The following is a 15,214-nucleotide window of genomic DNA, read 5'->3' on the forward strand; positions in this document are numbered from 1 at the left end:
GCTACTCTACCTCACCAATAAACTCACCATCTTGAGCCGCTAGATAGATTCGTTTCACGGGTTTCTGTGCGGAGAGCTTGTTCAGTAGTGCGAGAGAGATTGGCGGAAGCAATTGACCTTCAATAATGGCTTCTAGCATACGCGCGCCATTTTCAGAGCGTGTTGCTCTCGACAAAATCTCATCAATCAATGAGTCCTCGATCACCACTTCAGCGTCATAACGTTCACTAAACAGGTTTTCTAAACGAACTAACTTACTGCGAACAATTTGCTCCAGCACTTCTGGGGTAAGTGGCATGTAAGGAATCACTTCCATACGTGCAAGTAAGGCAGGTTTAAAGAATGCGGCTAACTCAGGATAGAGGGCATCATCAAGTTGATCTAGTCTCTCAGCATGGTCAACTATCGTTTGGAAGCCCAAATTCGATGTCAGGAAAAATACGATGTTTTGGCAATCAATTAAGCGCCCTTCACCGTCTGCGAGCTCCCCTTTATCAAACGCCTGATAAAAAAGGTTAAGTACTTCAGGGTGCGCTTTTTCAACTTCATCAAGTAACACAACAGAGTATGGCATCTTACGAATGGATTCCGTCAGCACACCACCCTCTCCGTAACCCACATAGCCTGGGGGTGAGCCGATTAAACGCGAGACTGTATGCTTTTCTTGATATTCAGACATGTTAATCGTCGTCAAGAACTGTTTGCCGCCATACAAGCTTTCAGCAAGCTGAACCACTGTCTCGGTTTTACCTACACCACTTGGCCCAACAAGTAAGAAAGCCCCTTTCGGACGCCCCGGCCGGCGTAAATCAGCGCGCGCAGTGAGAAGATGTTTGTGGATGCGTTTGATCGCAACATCCTGACCTTTAATCGCTTGACCAAGTATCGTGGTTAGATGAGTGATCTTGTGCAGTTCGTCGCTGTTCATCTGGTCAACCGGAACACCGGTCCAGTCCGCCACGACTTCTGCTACTTGTTGAGCGTCAACTTGGGCATAAATCAAACGGTGATCATGAGGAATGGACTCTAACTCTTCATACTTAACGCGAATTTGCGCTAGAGTTTCGCGGCGTTGCTCATCACTAATAGGGGCTTCGTCATTGCCTTGCGTTAGAGAAGCTCTAAGTTCAATGATCGTTTCAACTAATAGCTTTTGCTGTTGCCATTGCTCAGTTAAGCGATTGTGCTCTTGCTCGTTTGCAACCTCTTCTGCCTTAAGTTCATCAAGCCTTTGCTGATTAACCTCTTTGCCTAATAACTGAGCGCGTTCAAGCATATCAATTTCAAGTTGGCGCTGATGGCAAGCGGTTTCGATAAATGCTAAACGCTTTGGTGGGGCGGTAAGGTTGATGGCAATACGTGCACAAGCAGTATCAAGAACATCAATCGCTTTATCCGGCAGTTGTCTACCAGAGATGTAGCGTGCCGAAAGCTCAGCCGCCGCCTTCAGTGCATCATCTGTGATCAGCACATTATGAGTTTGCTCATAGACGGAGTTCAATCCTCGCAGGATATCGACCGCTTGTTCAACGCTAGGTTCATCTAACTTAACGAGTTGGAAGCGACGTGTAAGCGCTGGATCTTTCTCAAAGTACTTTTTGTATTCTTTCCATGTGGTTGCAGCAATCGTTGACAGTTCACCACGAGCGAGAGCTGGCTTGAGCAAATTCGCCGCATCCCCACTTCCTTCTTGGTTACCCGCTCCAATGAGATTATGAGCTTCATCAATAAACAAGATGATCGGTTTTGGCGAGTGCTTAATCGCTTCAATGACGCCTTTTAGACGCTTCTCAAATTCTCCTTTCACAGATGCCCCCGCTTGGAGCAATCCTAGGTCTAAAGAGTAGAGTTCGACACCTTGAAGCGGCAACGGAACGGAGCCCGCGACAACACGAAGCGCTAAACCTTCAATCATGGCACTCTTACCAACACCTGCATCACCGACCACAATCGGGTTGTTTTTACGGCGACGGCAAAGAATATCAATCATCAAATTGATTTCACTTTCTCGACATAACACTGGGTCGAGTTCGTTCTGACGCGCTTGTTCTGTTACGTTAGTGCAGTACTTGGTCAGCAGAGATGTATCGGAGTTTTGCGTAGTAAGCGCTTTCGGCTGTTCTGCGACTTGTGTCTCTGAAGAATCAGACAAGATAACATCAAAGTGCTTTTTCAAGTTTTCACGATTGATCACGTCCAACAAACGAACGAGTTTCTGATCCATATAACGGTCTGCACGAGTGAGCGCTGCGAGTAAAATCGCGCCAGAGCGCAGTTCTGTTTGATTCAGAACCGTGGTGGAGAGCAACCAAGCTTCTTGAACGAGCTCGACAAGTAACGGAGAAAACGCAGGGTAGCCATCTAAATACTGACCCCGTACAAAGCTACTGGATATCGCCTGTTTAACATCATCTAGGGCTAAGTCAGACTGTTTTAAAATGACTCGAATATCCGAAAGTGGATTGTCTAAAAGAACCTCAAGATAGTGTTCAAACGTAATCTCACTGTGCTGGCGCTCCATACAAACAGTTGCAGCCTGTTCAAGGGCGAGCTTGTTCTGTTGATTTAGTTTCGAGATGAGTGTTGGTAGTTCAATGCGTATCACGGCAATCACCTAGCCTTTAATTATTCTAGTTATAAGATTTGTTTTAATTGTTCGATTACGTCACTGGTTTTGACGTGTAACAGGTAGCTATAGACAAGGAAGGTTCCTCCCCAAAGCAATATGAAACCGGTAAACACCGACCACAATGGGATTTGCTTACTGAGCTTGTATTTGGAACGCACGACGTGCTCTGTCGCACTGGTTAGGTGAGAGATGTCCACCTCATGATCTTGATTGATCAACTTGTGTAACTGTGAGATGACTTTTTCCCGTTCCAACTGACCGGACTCAATAACACGGTACTTACCTTCAAAACCTAAAACCAAACACTGGTAGATAAATTCAAGCAAGGGCTTGTATTGTTGAGGCTCAGTTTCAAGTCGCTTAAGAATGGTAAATACTTTCTCTCCACCCCAGGTTTCATTGTGAAAGCGTGACAACATGGAATGTTCAGCCCAAACAGTCGAAGCACCCCACGCCGTCCCCATCACAGCTTCATCGAGGAAAGTGCACAAGATATAGCGATAAGCCATTAACACTGCATGCTCATAACCTTGCTCCGTTAGCTCGATTTCGATGGTCTTAATTTCCTCGATGGTTTGAGCGTAAATCGCTTTAATATTGTTGCATTCAGACAGCTGTCGAACTCGCAGTGATAAACCGAGAAGTGGCGTCGCCGCATCAATCAGAGGGTTAGAGACACTCCCCCTAAGCTGAAACCAATAATCTTGGTCATGGTTGATTTTTTCTACACCGTCGTAGAGTAAGCCGCTGAATTCACCCTGTTTCTTATTGTTATCCATAGATTAACTCCTAATCGCCCAGAACTGGAGATCAAGTTCTTCAAAAGCAGCGGCCACATGAAAAGCGAAACCACTAGAATGCGCTAGCATTCCCCATTCAGTGCTGGTTTTATCAAGTTGGTAATAGGTATAACCTGCGTGGTACGGCAGTTGTCGAGGAGCGACGGGCAAGACCACCAATGGGATGCCCGGCAGTTGAAGTGAAATAAGCTCACGTATTTTCTCAACCGACGACACTTTCGTTTGTTGCGTAAATTGACGACGCAATTCATCCATAGGCATACGAGCTTTAACAGCAATGATAAAGTCAGCCGTATCCATCAACTGAGGATCCTGAATCGCCGCAACCATTAAGCCGTACTTACGTTTGTCTAGTTGAATCGAGACTGCTCTAGGCTCTAGAACAACGCTGAGTGACTGACGCAAATTGCGAATAAGCGGCCAGAACGACTCCGTTGGCATATCGTGGTTGTAACTCTCCGTTTTAGGTGGCAAGCGACTTTCGTCGGTAAAGGTCGCCAACTCTCCGGCAATCGTAGACAAGCACTCAAACAGACGTTCAGGATGGAGGCTTCCCAGGTCAGCGAGGTGTTGGATCTGAGGTTGTAATCGGTTTAACGCTTGTAAAAGCATAAAGTCAGACACATCCGCCACACCACCTTGAGATGGAGAGCTAATACGTTGTGCAATGTTCTTAGCTCGCTCACGCATTAAACCTGATATCTCATTCACAAAACGGTGCAATACCAAGTTTCCAGCCACATTAACATGACAAGGGAAGAAATCAGGATCCATCACGACACTGCCATCAGGTCGCTTCTCCAATATGCGCCCCACCACCATCGATGCATAAGCACTTCTATCCTCCTTCTCCAACATCAGTTGGACACGCATCGGGGAAACGTCAATCGTTGTCATGTCCCCCTGCAAAGTATGGACATCGCGAACCTCAAGCCGACGGCTTTCGTAACGTCCAGTACCTTGAGCATCTGGCCAGTTAATTTCCATCAGTGACTCACTGCGAAGAGGAATCGCTAAATAAACCAACTGGTTTGCGAGTGACGCATCATCAATATCCAATGCATCAGGCAAGGTATCTTCTTGCGGAATACGAAAAACCGTTCCATCAGGCATGATGCCAACTGCTCGCTCGATAGCGATACGACCAAACGATAAATATTCTGGATTGAGCGAAAACTCAGATACACCATACAGATAACGACTTACCGAACTCAAACGTTCATCGATGCAATATTCCGTATAGCGTTGTTGTTGCTGGAAATGCTGTGGTTTGATAAACAAACCTTCATTCCAAATAACACGATTTCGTGAAAACATCTTATCTATTCCACCTTTTCCAACTTAACGTCGTAGTCACTAAGAAGCATCAGTAAGTGATACTCTCTGCCTTTATTGATTACTTTGACGGCCTTCTTCCATTCGCTCAGTTCGATGTCAGAAAATTTCGCCATAATCCCGATGTAGTTCGTCTCTTCATCGACCTCAATGGCGTTGACGAACTTGAACTGACCGGGTAACAAAACGTAGTCGTAACTTTTAACAAAGTTACTTTTCAACGCTTTCTCGTAGTCTTCTTCCATCTGGTCGTAACTAGAGGACATAAACATCGAGTCATCCACCAGCTCAAATACTTGGATCTCCACTGGAGAAGCTTGCCCCAAAATACTTGGGTTAACTTCCTCTCGCGCGACAATGCTAAAGGTGACCTTGGTCGGCAACTCAGTCGGATCATAAGGCTGAGGTTCACTGCTACAGCCAATGAGAAACATCGAGAAAGCGCATATCCATAGCAAATATCTCACCTTTAGAACTCCAGCTGTTTCTCACGGATTTTCTTGTCGTACGCCTGCTCAAAAATTTCCCAGAACAGTTTTTCGAAACCTTGTTGGCGATGTGAGGCGAGCTCTCGGTAGTAGTTGCAGTACATGTTCCAAGCCCAAGCATCGTTATTTTGGCCAATATCTTGGTGGGGACGTTTATAGTTTTGGAATCGGCGCAACAGCACTTGTGGTGAAAACGCGTTCAGAACTTGCGTTAACGCTTCTCCCGTCGCATGCTGCATCGCTTCGTTGTGGGCTTGAACATTCTTTAAGCTCTCTTCAATCGCTGCAGGAGCCGAAAGGTGCACGGCACTTTTCTCAGAGTCGTACAGAGTCTTAATGGTTTCTTCATATGACAAACCAAGACGTAGTGGGTTATCTTCAATCGGTTGAAGGTTTCTATTTAAGGTACCAAAACGTCCTTCACTCACATGTTGGTGAAGATCCAAAATGCCCTGTATACACGCTTGTAATGATTCCCCCATCTCTTGGGACAGCATATGCATACGTTCAATGTCATCGGTATGGTTGACGTTCACACCTAGCCCATTAAGCATTGGCCCTGTTAATAAGTGCCCTCCCGTATTGGCAAGGTTTTTAACGGCTGCCGGCTCCGACTGAATACTTTTTGCTACTTCTTCCTCTAGCAAATCTAGTGTTTGCTCATCCATTTGAAAGTCCTCTGAAACGTTGTTAGCTGCTATTTGTTGAGACTCAAGCTGCACCGCTCGGTCTGATTTTAATGTGGGTTGTTCTGCTTTCGCACTTTGACGCTTAGACTGCTTTTGGCCGCCAAACCCAAAGCTAAGAATTCTTTTCAGTGACATCGAAGATGAAATTTCGTTGTCGCTGTCAGCTTGCACGGTGAAGTTAGGATCCCTTAACGTGAGGTCGTTTTCAGGAACCAGTCCTTGTGTGTTAATTTCCGCATTAACGTCCGCCAATTCTCCATCAATCAAAGACTCTTCTTTGTTGGGCGAAATCAGCTTATCCAAAGCGGCGATTGGGTCTGAGTTTTCAACTTGCTTCTTTTGCTCATCGTAGTCGCCATCGGGCACTTCATCAGAAAGCAGATCATCGTTCGTCGTTTCGAACATACTTGCTAAAGAACCCGTGGTGTTGTCTGCTTCTAGATCACCTAAGGCAACTCGCACTTGGTAGGGGCCGATTTGAATTTGATCTTTGTGAACCAGTTTCGCCAGCAAATCTTTACCAATCGGCATTTCTGTACCATTGATATAAGTGTCGCCACATAGATCTTTGAGGCAGAACGCGCCATCGTGCACTACGATTTCACAATGGTGCGGATAAATATGACCATTCGTGTCTTTAAGCACCCATTTGGAATCCGATGACGAACCTATTACGCCTCCGTTTGCATCCCAATCCATTCGCACAGATAAGCCCGACTCCAACTTCTGAGCACTGATAATCAAAAGGTTTAAATTGAGTTTTTCAGTCGTTTCCATCGTTACTGCCTTACCTGAATGAGTACGCTTTTGTCTTTTTCGTTGGTTCCAAGAAATGAAGTCCAACCAAGCGCTATGTCCGCAGATCCACCTAACACAAAGTCCGGAGCTTCGTTATCGTCCATCGTCAACTCTAGGTCATAAGCCATCTGCTCACGCAAAATGAGCTCGACCAATTTACACAGAGGTCCGAACTCTTGACCTGAAGGTAAAAAGTCGGAGAATTTTTTTCTCGATAACTGGCTGATACAAATAGTAAATTTGCCGTTACAATCGACCACTGACTCCCCAACCATTGATGACACCCCAAGTTGAGAGTTGGCGCTCCCCACGCGAGTTTGCTGCGAGGGATCAATTCTTACTGTGCGTCGCGTCCACTGCCTAATTTCGACCTCTTCGAGATCAAAGCAGTGAGCGATGATTCCCGACACCACTTGAGGCGAGCGACTACGTCCGGCGAGAGTTCCCGAATAAGCCAACATCTTGCACCAATTGATTGGGGTATCCCCTCGTAGGTCAGGCGATCCTAGACCGACCAATGACAGCAATTGCGCTGAGAAGTCATCTTGCGCATCTGGCTGAAAGCGCACAAAGTAGCGATATTTTCTCCAGATTCGATAAACCAAATTGATCAGGCGGTTATTAAAAAAATCCACAAACGGCAGCTTGGCTCCACCAGGCTCTTCATTTAATAACTGCTCAACCACGTACCCGGGAAGCGGTGACTGCGCGCCTGACAGCCCAAAGAAATTGGTCATCATGACCATTCTCTCGTCGTTGAATAGATCCAATCGATTCACATCCGACGGAGAGAAGCCTAGGCTTGGGTTGGCACTAAACACTAATTTGCACTGCCGCTCCCAGATATCCTCTTCTGGATTCATCTCATTCAGTTTTTGTAACAACTCAACAAGCTGATAGAAATTGTATTCGTGGACATCATTTGGCATTGCTACCATTTCAGGCAGCTCTACTCGTTCCACTAAATCAGTGGCTGCATCCCTGCCTGAGTACCCCATGTGTACCTCTCTTGATTAGTGATATTGACCACGTGTAATTCATGGAATGAGTTAATGCTCGCGTACAGGGCAAAGAAATGGCTCAACACTGTCCCAAATAGGAACAAGTCACCTTCTGAACCAAAGCCTGATTGATCCATATGCAGCGTCGATTGAAGACCACGAACCGGTAACCCTCTTAGAATCTTATCTACTGGTTTAGACTCTATCTTGTGAATCGCATCTAACCTCTGTCTCGATACCATCTCTGCCTGCCTATCAACCAAAGCTTTGAAATCGTAGGCTCTAAGTACACTGCTAAGGGCATCTTTTGACAGCAACGATAAATAATTCAGTGACAAGTTAGAGATGAGTGTCCATAGCAAGCTGCCATCTAAAACGGGGCGTAGTGATTGCGAAGGCACAGAAATATTGGTGAAGGTAGCAAACGGTGGTGAGGTATCCGTCATCTTACAGATATCCCCCACACCTAACTCGAGTGGTAGCAGTCTGTTGGTACAGTTGAGCTTAATTGAGACCGCTTCATCAACATCAAACGATGTCGTTTCATCGCTTCGGACAAATGAGATAAAGGATTCAAAACCATCAGCGCGAATACTCTCTTTGACACGTAACCGGTAATAGAGAGCCGTTCGATTTCTTACCCTTTCAACTTCATGCTGAAAACTTTCAAACGATGAATAAATACGCTCAGTTCCGCGAACTCTTTTTCCTTGAGATGTGGTGTCTTGCCATCCCGAAACACTTTCTATGTTAAATATTTCATAGTGGGATGGCTTACGGCTTGACGGCACCACTCTATACTCCGACTGACGACCAGTCAGCGAGATAGGGTCTGCATCGTGTTGAAACAGATTAATGATGGGTGTGCAATACAGCTGAAAATTCTCTTTTGTGATCCTTACGTCGACAGGAAGCGTTTTGGAGAAATGCAGCTTAAGCGTGAACTGTCCTGTCACATTTTTAGGGATCGCCTTATCGAGACCAGATAGATCAAAGAAATGGAACGCCTCAGAAAAGGACAAGTATTCTTGTAGGATTCGATAGCCTTCATACACATTGGTCGGATACGGCAGCAACGCATCCTCACTATCAAAACCTACGGGTTTGAAATGCTCTTTTGCTAGAGGAAACTCCGTGCCGGCAACATCGATGCTGATTTTATCAAGGTAGTGATTTAACCAAAGGTAAAGCATTTGTGAGCTGTACTGATCTCCACCTAAGTAAAAGCGGAGACTATCCAGCAGCGAATGACCAACGTTAACATCGCCAATGAGTTTTAATTCAATATCAATCGTAGAGGCTTCTCTGGTGTGCTGGGCTTTGACATCATGACAGCCCAATGGATAAAGCTTCACTTCGCGACAAGTTTGAAATTGGCATTTCGTGCCAAGTACCGGCTTACTGTCGACTTTGGTCCCCTTAGCGATAACGTGTTGCTCGCTGATACCCGTCTTTGGAGTAAAGGCCAATATACACATGCTAGGGATCGGCCTTAGATAATTAGGCCACAACATGTTAATCATTGAGTGAGTCAGTTCAGGGAACTCATCTTCCACTTTTTGTCTCAGTCTCGCGGTCAGAAAAGCGAAGCCTTCCAGTAGACGTTCAACGTCCGGATCCATGGTTCTGCCATGGAGAAAACGAGAAAGCTGAGGGTGAATTTCCGTAAATTCTCGCCCTTGCTCCTTTAAAAAAGCCAGTTCCTCTCTGAAGTACTTATCTTGAGTCATAATCCCTAAATCACTCGATATTTTCTGTTTTGGTCGAGCAGCAAACTGAACTGAACGCGATCATGTATTGCTTCACTGTTGATTTCCGCTGTAATTATGAATTTCAACGACAGGGGACTGTAGCTATCGGTTTCAGGCACAACTTCGACCTTATGTAGCCTAGGCTCAAAGTTATTCAGACAATCCTGAATAGCGAGGGTGATTTTAAGAGACAAATCAAGCGTATCTAGCGTCGCATCATTGAAGTCGATGAGACCTAACTCTCGTGAGCTTTGAGCACCACCAACACGTGTGTTTAAAATTCTCGAAACATTCAGCTTGATTGACTGGAGCACATCGCTGGCATCAGGTCCTTGAGTTAAAGAGACGTTAGTAGAGTTGGCTTCTAAACGTTCGAAGAAGCCAACACCAAACGTACTTTCTTCCGGTGCAAAGTACGCCATATTTATTACGCCTGATCTAAACGACCAACCAAGGACAGTTCGAAGTTCGCACCCATGTATTTAAAGTGAGGACGGACAGACAGAGAAACCTGGTACCAACCTGGATTACCCTCTACGTCAGCAACTTCAATCTTCGCGGCGCGAAGTGGGCGACGACTGCGTACGTCTGCCGGCGGGTTCTCCTGATCAGCAACGTACTGCTTAAGCCACGTATTTAGCTCACGCTCTAAATCTTGACGCTCTTTCCATGAACCAATTTGCTCACGCTGTAAAACCTTAATGTAGTGGGCTAACCGGTTGACGATCATCATGTAAGGTAACTGAGTACCCAGTTTATAGTTGGTTTCCGCTTCTTTTCCTTCCTTAGTATTGGGAAAGACTTTTGGCTTCTGAATAGAGTTTGCAGAAAAGAACGCAGCGTTGTCGCTACCTTTACGCATCGTCAGTGCAATGAAGCCTTCTTCAGCTAACTCAAATTCTTTGCGGTCAGTAATTAATACTTCCGTTGGAATCTTCGCTTGCAACGCACCCATAGACTCAAATAGGTGTACTGGCAAATCTTCAACGGCACCACCACTTTTCGGACCAATAATGTTTGGACACCAACGGTATTTAGCGAAGCTGTCTGTAAGACGTGTTGCAAAGGCGAAAGCCGTATTACCCCACAAGTAGTGCTCATGAGATTCTGTAACACTTTCTGTGTAGTTAAATGATTTGATTGGATTTTCTGCTGGCTCATAAGGAACACGCAGAAGGAAACGAGGGGCAGTTAGACCGAGGTAACGTGCATCTTCAGACTCACGTAGTGAGCGCCATTTGGTGTATTTGGGGCTCTCAAAGATCGATTTAACGTCTTTAATGTTTGGAAGCTCTTCAAACGAGTCGATACCAAAGAACTCAGGACCGACACTTGAAATAAATGGAGCATGAGCCATAGCACCAAGTGCACCCATATATTGAAGCAGCTTCATATCCGGTGTAGAAGGCGTAAAAGTAAAGTTACCCAAAATTGCGCCCGTTGGTTCTCCACCAAATTGACCATAGCCTGAAGAATAGACATGCTTGTATAGACCTGATTGTGTCGTTTCTGGTGCAAACTCAAAATCTTCAAGTAACTCTTCTTTGGTCACATGCAGCAGGTCAATCTTGTTGTTTTCACCAAAATCAGTGCGATCGACGAGCAGTTTCAGACCACGCCAAGCAGACTCCATTTGTTGAAACTGGCTGTCGTGCAAGATTTCATCCATCTGTGCGCTAATTTTTTTATCTAACTCAACCAGCATTTGATCAACAAGAGACTTATTGACCGCTTCTTCCGCTTGTTCAGAACCAATTAAGTTTTCGATGAACGCCGCAACGCCTTTTTTGGCAATATCGTAGCCATCTTCAGTTGGCGCGATCTTAGTCTGCGCCATGATTTCATCCAGTAAGCCGCCTTCAGCCAGCTGGGGTCTTTCAAGTACCGTTTCTGTAGACATCAGGTTTTTCCTAATCCATTAATTGACGAATGTTATTGGTCAGTATTTTGTTCTATTTAGCGTCTTCACTGACAAGGTTTAGCTCTTCGAGAAGCTTGTCACGCGAGTCTTGTGAATGCAGTAACTCTTGTAAGCGATCTCGGAAAGCTGGAATGTTGCCTAGTGGACCTTTTAACGCAACCAATGCTTCACGAAGTTCGATAAGCTTCTTAAGTTCAGGAACCTGACCAGCAATGGAGTCCGGTGCAAAATCAGCCAATGATTTAAAATTCAATTCAATAGGCAGCTCTGCATTTTCATCTTCAGTAAGCTTGCTTTTCACTGAAGTAGTGAGACGCAACTCACTTTCACGCATCACAGATTCAAAATTGTTCTTATCCACTGAAACGGTACTGCGCTCTTCAACAGGGGTATCTTCGGTGTGACCCTTAAAGTCCCCAACAACCAATGTTTTGAGTGGAAGTTCAACTTCAGCTTGAGCGTCTCCTGTAGCCGGAATATATTTAATATTAATCCGCTCTTTAGGAGCTACGCTTCCTTCCTTAGACATAATCAAAGTTCTCCGATATTAAATTTAAAGGGAATGGTATTTATATTGACAATAAAGTAATCTTCAGATTGTCCACAAAGAACGTCAAGCTGAATAACTTCCTGCCAGATAAAGACTACAAGTTTATAAGCAGCTAATTTAACCGTTCACTAATTGAGTGTTCGCTATCTCTCATATTAAGATCACAATCCATCAAACACCCATCGCACACTAAATTACCGAACACCGTCTGCGATAGATAATTTATTAATAAGTATTCCAAAGATAGTCATAGTGGTAAAAATAGTTGATTTCAGACAGTTCATTTTTAAATGCTTCGGAGTGAGGAATTTGAACGTCTGTGATTCGATCTAAGGTTTGTTGATAATTAGCCTCAACCTGCCGATATATACTACTGAATCTGTCTTGTCCGGCATTTTCTAAATAGAGTTCATAGTATGCCTTTGCCTTTACCAAATCGGTCGTGACAAAGCTGTATCGGAGACTGTTGCCACTATAGATATTGCCTAGCGTAACTAAAGAGGTAATGTCTCCTTGCGTCAGACCAGCCTCTCTCCACTCAAGAGCTTCCTGAAACTTGCCATTAGACTCCAAGATAGCTACATACCGCTTGATCGCAGGAATATACCCCGCAGTCGCTGCGTTTAAGTATAGGCTGCGCGACTTTTCGAATCGTTCACTTGCGAAGAAGTAATCACCTTCCCCATCCTCCAGCCTTTGCGCACTAGTCATGTAAGCGTTAGGTATTTCGAACGCCATAGCCTTATCTAAGTAATACTCAGATAGGTCGGCGTCTGAAGCGTGAAAATAGTCTGATAAATATAAATATGCGAGACCCGGTGACTTAGCCCCCATCTCAATCAGGCTGTTATAGTACTGAGTCTTATATTTGTCGCGCTTTGCAACGCTTAACCAGTCCCCATAACGATACAGGTACTTAAGAGCGGGTTTGCTCCCGGCTTGCGCAGCTTTTATCAAGTAGTCTCTTGCATAGCCCGTAGCTCTTACACTGTCTTGGAAACCCATCATCTCCATCGCGTACGCATAGGCGCCATCAGGATGATCATTATCTGCTGAATACTTGAGATAAGCTCTCGCTTCTGTGTTGCGAAACTGCGCTCGAAGCAGCTTGCCATACTCATAAGCCTCTGCCGCCGACATTTTCTCGACATCATAATTTTCAATGGCCAACGCACTGAAACTATACGTAACAGTGGCTAGAATAATGGACAGCAGTTTGGTGAACTTTGGCACGACTACCACCCTGTGACTCGACATCATAACCGATCAGTTTCCCTACTCTCGCCGCAGGTTATTATAATATTTTACCGTACCAGAACCTGCTATTTAAGGCATGAGTTACATTCCATCACCCACGGTTTCTAGAGGCCGAAAATAACTCTACTTAATCATAATATTTCAAAAAAATAACTAAGAATAAACTTACGTGATATTAGGAAATATCTGAGCATCAAATATCAAAATAAATACCAAATTAATCATTCGCTAATTTTATGCAAATGACAGCCCGTAGATCAAGCAATTTCTTGCTCGCCATTTATATCATTAACAATAAAGTGGCTAATAAAATAGCATTATTTTATTTATACAGTATATAGCTCCAAATGAATGGCATGATGAATACAATATAATTATTAACATTACTATTATTAAAATCCTTTTCACCCGATGCATTGGTTCAAATTTAACTTGCATCATGGTGATTTTAATTCAACAAAACCAGCAAATAAATTATGAAAGAATAAATAGTCATGAGCCACGAAAATCCACTCAGGTTGGCGCATTTTCTAGAGCATTTATTCCATTAACATCATCCAATTCACTAAAAAATTCTCCCTATGCGATAGATTTTGCTTATCAAGTTGACACTATTTTCAAATATATTAGTGATGAAAATCACATTTCTTGCTAACATGCTGCCAAATTACGTTAAGACTAATCACTTATGGAATGTCGCTTAGGTTGTGGGGCATGTTGTATCGCTCCGAGTATTTCGTCGCCAATACCAGGCATGCCAAATGGTAAGCCCGCGGGGGTTCGCTGCATTCAACTCAATGACGACAATCTATGTCGGTTATTTGGTCAAAAAGAACGTCCTAAGGTTTGTCACGACTTTAAGCCTTGCCCGGTAGTTTGTGGTTCGACTAACGCCGAAGCGATAAGCCATATTACTGAACTCGAAGCATTAACATAGATCGAGTCTCTAGAATATCAATTTGAAATCGTCAATCGCACCTTCTCGTTAGTCCAAATAGTGAGTGTTTATCTCACTTTCCTACAAATTTTCGTTTCAGTTTTTAGAATCATAAAACTATTCCTTTCGTTCGCTGTTTGGCTCACACAATCATGACATTTGTTGCCTATGTTCTATATGTGTTTCCAATCAAACTTTAGGAATAACCTAATGAATAAATACTTTGCAGAATCTTTTGGCACTTTTTGGCTAGTGCTTGGCGGCTGTGGCAGCGCAGTCTTGGCAGCAGGCTTCCCTGATGTTGGCATCGGACTACTTGGCGTATCTCTTGCGTTTGGTTTAACTGTATTAACCATGGCATTCGCTATCGGCCATATTTCTGGCTGTCACTTAAATCCAGCGGTGACTATCGGCTTGTGGGCAGGTGGTCGATTTGAAGGTCGAAATGTTCTTCCATACATCGTGGCTCAAGTGATTGGCGGACTTATCGCAGCAACGGTTCTTTACTTTATTGCGGCAGGCCAGTCCGGTTTTGACGTCGCGGCGTCAGGTTTTGCGGCAAATGGCTACGGCGAACATTCTCCAGGTCAATACTCATTGACGGCTGCACTGCTCACCGAAGTCGTGATGACGATGATGTTCCTCATTATCATCATGGGAGCGACAGACAAACGTGCTCCTCAAGGTTTCGCTCCGATTGCGATCGGATTGGGTTTGACACTGATTCATTTGATCAGCATCCCTGTTACTAACACATCAGTAAACCCTGCTCGTAGTACAGCTGTTGCTGTTTTCGTCGGTGATTGGGCTACCTCTCAGCTTTGGTTGTTCTGGTTAGCACCTATCGTCGGTGCCGCTCTTGGCGCTTTCGCCTACCGTTCGTTTGTAGGTTCTCAAGAGTAACAGACGTTGTAAATTACCACCTTCTAAAGAAGGTGGCTTTGTGTGAGCCCCCTAAAAGGGGGCCTTTGTTTAATCCAACGCCAACTGGTGCTGCTCTACTCGCTCTTGCTTCTCTTGATGTCTTACATATCGGCGTATGATTTCTTCATTGATTC

At 44.6% G+C, this 15,214-nt stretch carries 13 protein-coding genes and 1 pseudogene; 2 read left to right on the plus strand and 12 right to left on the minus strand.

From position 1 onward, the window contains the following. Position 1: 1 nt before the first annotated feature. From tssH to QTN94_RS15645, 11 genes are all read right to left on the minus strand, one after another. Complete coding sequence (tssH, locus tag QTN94_RS15595; protein WP_443088798.1) at positions 2-2,614, minus strand: type VI secretion system ATPase TssH; 2,613 nt, start codon at positions 2,612-2,614, stop codon at positions 2-4. 20 nt (positions 2,615-2,634) lie between these two features. Beyond that, positions 2,635-3,408, minus strand: coding sequence for a type IVB secretion system protein IcmH/DotU (gene icmH, locus QTN94_RS15600; RefSeq protein WP_331428189.1), 774 nt, complete (start codon positions 3,406-3,408; stop codon positions 2,635-2,637). 3 nt (positions 3,409-3,411) lie between these two features. Then, on the minus strand, positions 3,412-4,746 hold the full coding sequence (gene tssK / locus QTN94_RS15605; RefSeq protein WP_331428190.1) for a type VI secretion system baseplate subunit TssK: 1,335 nt from the start codon (positions 4,744-4,746) through the stop codon (positions 3,412-3,414). A gap of 5 nt (positions 4,747-4,751) precedes the next feature. Then, positions 4,752-5,231 carry a type VI secretion system lipoprotein TssJ gene (gene tssJ / locus QTN94_RS15610; RefSeq protein ID WP_331416361.1) on the minus strand — a complete coding sequence of 160 codons (480 nt, stop codon included), beginning with the start codon at positions 5,229-5,231 and terminating at the stop codon, positions 4,752-4,754. Positions 5,232-5,233: 2 nt separating this feature from the next. After that, complete coding sequence (gene tagH / locus QTN94_RS15615; RefSeq protein ID WP_331428191.1) at positions 5,234-6,718, minus strand: type VI secretion system-associated FHA domain protein TagH; 1,485 nt, start codon at positions 6,716-6,718, stop codon at positions 5,234-5,236. Positions 6,719-6,720: 2 nt separating this feature from the next. Beyond that, positions 6,721-7,737: a type VI secretion system baseplate subunit TssG gene (tssG, locus tag QTN94_RS15620; RefSeq protein WP_331428192.1), complete on the minus strand. Its 1,017-nt coding sequence runs from the start codon at positions 7,735-7,737 to the stop codon at positions 6,721-6,723. Continuing rightward, on the minus strand, positions 7,701-9,470 hold the full coding sequence (gene tssF, locus QTN94_RS15625; RefSeq protein WP_331428193.1) for a type VI secretion system baseplate subunit TssF: 1,770 nt from the start codon (positions 9,468-9,470) through the stop codon (positions 7,701-7,703). The genes tssG and tssF overlap by 37 nt, the downstream gene beginning before the upstream one ends. Before the next feature lie 5 nt (positions 9,471-9,475). Further along, positions 9,476-9,913 (minus strand): type VI secretion system baseplate subunit TssE, encoded by a 438-nt coding sequence (gene tssE, locus QTN94_RS15630; protein WP_331428194.1) that lies wholly within the window; start codon positions 9,911-9,913, stop codon positions 9,476-9,478. 5 nt (positions 9,914-9,918) lie between these two features. Then, positions 9,919-11,394: a type VI secretion system contractile sheath large subunit gene (gene tssC, locus QTN94_RS15635; protein WP_331428198.1), complete on the minus strand. Its 1,476-nt coding sequence runs from the start codon at positions 11,392-11,394 to the stop codon at positions 9,919-9,921. A 49-nt stretch (positions 11,395-11,443) separates the two neighbouring features. Continuing rightward, a complete protein-coding gene (tssB, locus tag QTN94_RS15640) occupies positions 11,444-11,941 on the minus strand; it encodes a type VI secretion system contractile sheath small subunit (protein WP_138971014.1) in 498 nt (165 codons plus the stop codon). 246 nt (positions 11,942-12,187) lie between these two features. Next, positions 12,188-13,195 carry a sel1 repeat family protein gene (locus tag QTN94_RS15645; protein WP_331428195.1) on the minus strand — a complete coding sequence of 336 codons (1,008 nt, stop codon included), beginning with the start codon at positions 13,193-13,195 and terminating at the stop codon, positions 12,188-12,190. Between the two features lie 712 nt (positions 13,196-13,907). On the opposite strand from QTN94_RS15645, the gene QTN94_RS15650 reads away from it, so the two are divergent. Continuing rightward, complete coding sequence (locus QTN94_RS15650; RefSeq protein ID WP_331416366.1) at positions 13,908-14,156, plus strand: YkgJ family cysteine cluster protein; 249 nt, start codon at positions 13,908-13,910, stop codon at positions 14,154-14,156. Positions 14,157-14,366: 210 nt separating this feature from the next. Beyond that, entirely contained in the window at positions 14,367-15,059 is a 693-nt protein-coding gene (aqpZ, locus tag QTN94_RS15655; protein ID WP_331428196.1) for an aquaporin Z, read from the plus strand. Positions 15,060-15,128: 69 nt separating this feature from the next. Here the strand turns inward: aqpZ and QTN94_RS15660 are convergent. Beyond that, a pseudogene (locus QTN94_RS15660) lies at positions 15,129-15,214 on the minus strand (IS200/IS605 family transposase); the annotation flags it as partial.

The sequence above is a fragment of the Vibrio sp. M250220 genome, assembly GCF_036533795.1.
Classification (GTDB): domain Bacteria; phylum Pseudomonadota; class Gammaproteobacteria; order Enterobacterales; family Vibrionaceae; genus Vibrio.

What these genes read in the sequence shown, in the direction of transcription:
- icmH (WP_331428189.1), bottom strand. Translation starts at nt 3,408, where the DNA reads ATGGATAACAATAAGAAACAGGGTGAATTCAGCGGCTTACTCTACGAC.
- tssK (WP_331428190.1), bottom strand. Translation starts at nt 4,746, where the DNA reads ATGTTTTCACGAAATCGTGTTATTTGGAATGAAGGTTTGTTTATCAAA.
- tagH (WP_331428191.1), bottom strand. Translation starts at nt 6,718, where the DNA reads ATGGAAACGACTGAAAAACTCAATTTAAACCTTTTGATTATCAGTGCT.
- tssG (WP_331428192.1), bottom strand. Translation starts at nt 7,737, where the DNA reads ATGGGGTACTCAGGCAGGGATGCAGCCACTGATTTAGTGGAACGAGTA.
- tssF (WP_331428193.1), bottom strand. Translation starts at nt 9,470, where the DNA reads ATGACTCAAGATAAGTACTTCAGAGAGGAACTGGCTTTTTTAAAGGAG.
- tssE (WP_331428194.1), bottom strand. Translation starts at nt 9,913, where the DNA reads ATGGCGTACTTTGCACCGGAAGAAAGTACGTTTGGTGTTGGCTTCTTC.
- tssB (WP_138971014.1), bottom strand. Translation starts at nt 11,941, where the DNA reads ATGTCTAAGGAAGGAAGCGTAGCTCCTAAAGAGCGGATTAATATTAAA.
- QTN94_RS15650 (WP_331416366.1), top strand. Translation starts at nt 13,908, where the DNA reads ATGGAATGTCGCTTAGGTTGTGGGGCATGTTGTATCGCTCCGAGTATT.
- aqpZ (WP_331428196.1), top strand. Translation starts at nt 14,367, where the DNA reads ATGAATAAATACTTTGCAGAATCTTTTGGCACTTTTTGGCTAGTGCTT.